Source organism: Frankia sp. CeCAU1 (genome assembly GCF_977971845.1).
Genome location: NZ_CDWWXA010000195.1, coordinates 3,694 through 6,334 on the forward strand (window position 1 = coordinate 3,694; position 2,641 = coordinate 6,334).

General features: G+C 67.1%; 3 protein-coding genes. All 3 read left to right on the forward strand.

Annotated features, from left to right (window positions below; translation table 11 throughout):
- Nucleotides 1–142: 142 nt before the first annotated feature.
- Nucleotides 143–1,429 carry a PBSX family phage terminase large subunit gene (locus AC08OO_RS21795; protein WP_476618994.1) on the forward strand — a complete coding sequence of 429 codons (1,287 nt, stop codon included), beginning with the start codon at nucleotides 143–145 and terminating at the stop codon, nucleotides 1,427–1,429.
- Entirely contained in the window at nucleotides 1,392–2,414 is a 1,023-nt protein-coding gene (locus tag AC08OO_RS21800; RefSeq protein WP_476618995.1) for a hypothetical protein, read from the forward strand. Before AC08OO_RS21795 ends, AC08OO_RS21800 begins: the two co-directional genes overlap by 38 nt.
- On the forward strand, nucleotides 2,411–2,641 hold a 231-nt coding region (locus AC08OO_RS21805; RefSeq protein ID WP_476618996.1), incomplete at its 3' end, for a hypothetical protein. The genes AC08OO_RS21800 and AC08OO_RS21805, both read left to right, overlap by 4 nt.

Sequence of the window (2,641 nt, forward strand, 5' to 3'; positions counted from 1 at the left end):
CCTCTGCGATCAGCGGCTACATGGGGACCGCGACGAAGCTGGAGCAGCTCGACCAGGGCGACGGGTCGCAGGCCGCCCGGTCGATGCTCGGGAACCTTGCGCGGGCCCTTGAGGTCGCCGTGGACGAGCTGCCGCCGGACCGGTGAACCTCGAATCGCTGCCGCTGTCTCCGAAGCAGATCCGGGCGATCGTCGCGACCCGCCACACCCGACTCACGATCATGGACGGTGCGGTCCGGTCCGGGAAGACCCTGTCCTCGCTGGTCGCGTTCCTCCTCGCACTGAACGAGACGGCCGACCGCACGGGCCTCAATCTGATCATCGCGCGCACCCTGCAGACCGCGGAACGGAACCTGATCGAGCCGCTGCAGGACGAAGCCCTGTTCGGCCCGATCGCCGCGCACGTCCACCACACCCGCGGGTCGACCGTGGCGACGATCCTCGGCCAGACCGTTCACATCGTCGGCGCCTCCGACTCCCGTTCCGAGGGACGCATCCGAGGCGCCACCGCAAAGATCATCCTCTATGACGAGCTGGCCCTGTCGCCGGAAGCCATGTTCCAGCAGGCGCTCGCCCGTCTCAGCCTCCCCTACAGCAGGCTGATCGGCTCGACGAACCCGGACTCGCCCGGCCACTGGCTCCGGAAAAAGTTCCTTCTTCGTGCCGATGAGCTCGGCGACGGCCTCGCGCACTTCCACTTCACGATCGACGACAATCCCAGCCTCGACCCGTCATACGTCGAAGCCCTGAAACGGGAGTACGTCGGCCTCTGGTACGCCCGGTTCATCGAAGGCCGATGGATCATGGCGGAAGGCGTCGTGTACGACATGTGGGACGAGACCCGCATGGTCGAAGACACCATCCCGACGATCACCAGGTGGATCGGTACGGGCGTCGACCACGGCCAGGTAAACCCGTTCGCGGCGATCGTCGGAGGGATCGGTACCGACCGGCGGATCCACCTCGTCCGCGAATACCGGTACGAGTCGAAAATGCACCGTCGGCAGAAGACGGATGCCGAGTACTCGCAGGCGTTGCAGGAGTTCCACGCGACCACCCCGATCCCGGGCACCGAGCTGCGCGGGGTGCGGCCGGAGTACATCTGCGTCGACCCGTCGGCTGCGTCGTTCGTGACGCAGCTGTACCGCGACGGCGTCAGCAACGTGATGAACGCCGACAACGCGGTGCTCGACGGCATCCGCATGGTCGCGTCGCTCATGGGCCAGGACCGGATCCGGGTCCACCGCTCGTGCCGCGGCTTCATCGACGAGGTCGGCTCGTACTCATGGGACGACGAGGCGTCGGAGCGTGGCGAAGAGAAGCCGGTGAAGACCGAGGACCACAGCTGTGACGCCGTCAGGTACCTGATCAAGACAACTGAGCCGCTGTGGCATGGGCCGCTCCGCGAACCCCTCCAGCAGGCTGCCTGACCAGATCCGCGAGGTGAGCATGCCCGCCGTTCCAAAGCCGAAATGCTCAGCCACGACTCTCAAGGGCACGCGGTGCAAGAACAACGCCAGGGTCGGCGAACCGGTGTGCGGGGTGCACGCGAAGGCCAAGAAGGGCCTGTCGGGAGGGCAGAAACTCGCGGACCTCAAAGCCGCGTCGAAGGCCCCCGCGAAGAAGTCGGTCAAGGCAACGGCTGGGAAGGTGCCGGCCGTGGGTGCGAAGAAGCCGTCGACCGCGGCGAAGGTTCCGGCGTCCCCGCCAGCCAAGACCACCCCCGCACAGTCCAAGGTCACCCCCGTCGCGCCGAAGCTCCCGCCGCCGTTGCTCGACCTCCGAGGTTCGGCGCACGTGAACGAGCTCGCCCTACTCGGTATCAACCCATCCACGATCATGGCGGACGTCGACAAGTCCATCGGCTACGAGGCGTATCAAGCCGAGTTCAAGAAGCGTAAGCCGCTGGCCGTCGCGAACGCGGAACTTGCACGCCGCGCTCGGTACGCAGCCCAGGTGACCGAGCATCACGAGGCCGTGGGGCGTCTCATCGAGAAGGGCAGCGGCGACTACCCGTTCGACCACGCCATGGCCGAAGCGGTCACCGTCCATCCCGACGGGTCGGTGACGGTCGGCGGTGAGAAGTTCGACGCGAAAAGCCTGGCGGTCGCGCAGATGCTCACCGACAAGCCTCTCACCGACGCCGAGATTGGCAAGCTTCTCGGTATCGATGACTGGCAGGTCAACGACTATCTCGGCAAGTCGCCCCTCGGGTCGCTCCTCGTACGCACTTTCACGCAGACAGGTGTCTCGAATTTCGGCTCCGGCAAGGAGGTGGGAACGGTCCGGTGGCGGATCGGGCTCACGCAGTCTCCGGGCCTCTCGGGCTGGGACGCAGACAACCGGACGCGGAAGCAGGCGAGGGCGTTGAAGGCCCTGCGCGCACACACCCAGCCGTTGATCAAGTTCGGATGACCGGCCCGACCGAGCATGCCGCCCAGCAACGCCACCAGCAGGAGCAGGAAGCCCACGCGGCTGCCCGCGCACGGAAAGCCGCCGCGCGAAAGGCACGAGACCGCCAGGCCAGGCAGAAGGCCCGTGCAGCCGCAAACGTCCGGGCACGCACCCTTGACCATCTTCTCGCCCGCGAACGGGTCGACGTGGCCCGGCTGGTCGGCCGCCGCCGCGCAGAGCTGGCCCGA

Excerpts from the sequence above, each read along its gene's own strand:
- AC08OO_RS21800 (WP_476618995.1), top strand. The coding sequence starts at position 1,392 with ATGGGCCGCTCCGCGAACCCCTCCAGCAGGCTGCCTGACCAGATCCGC.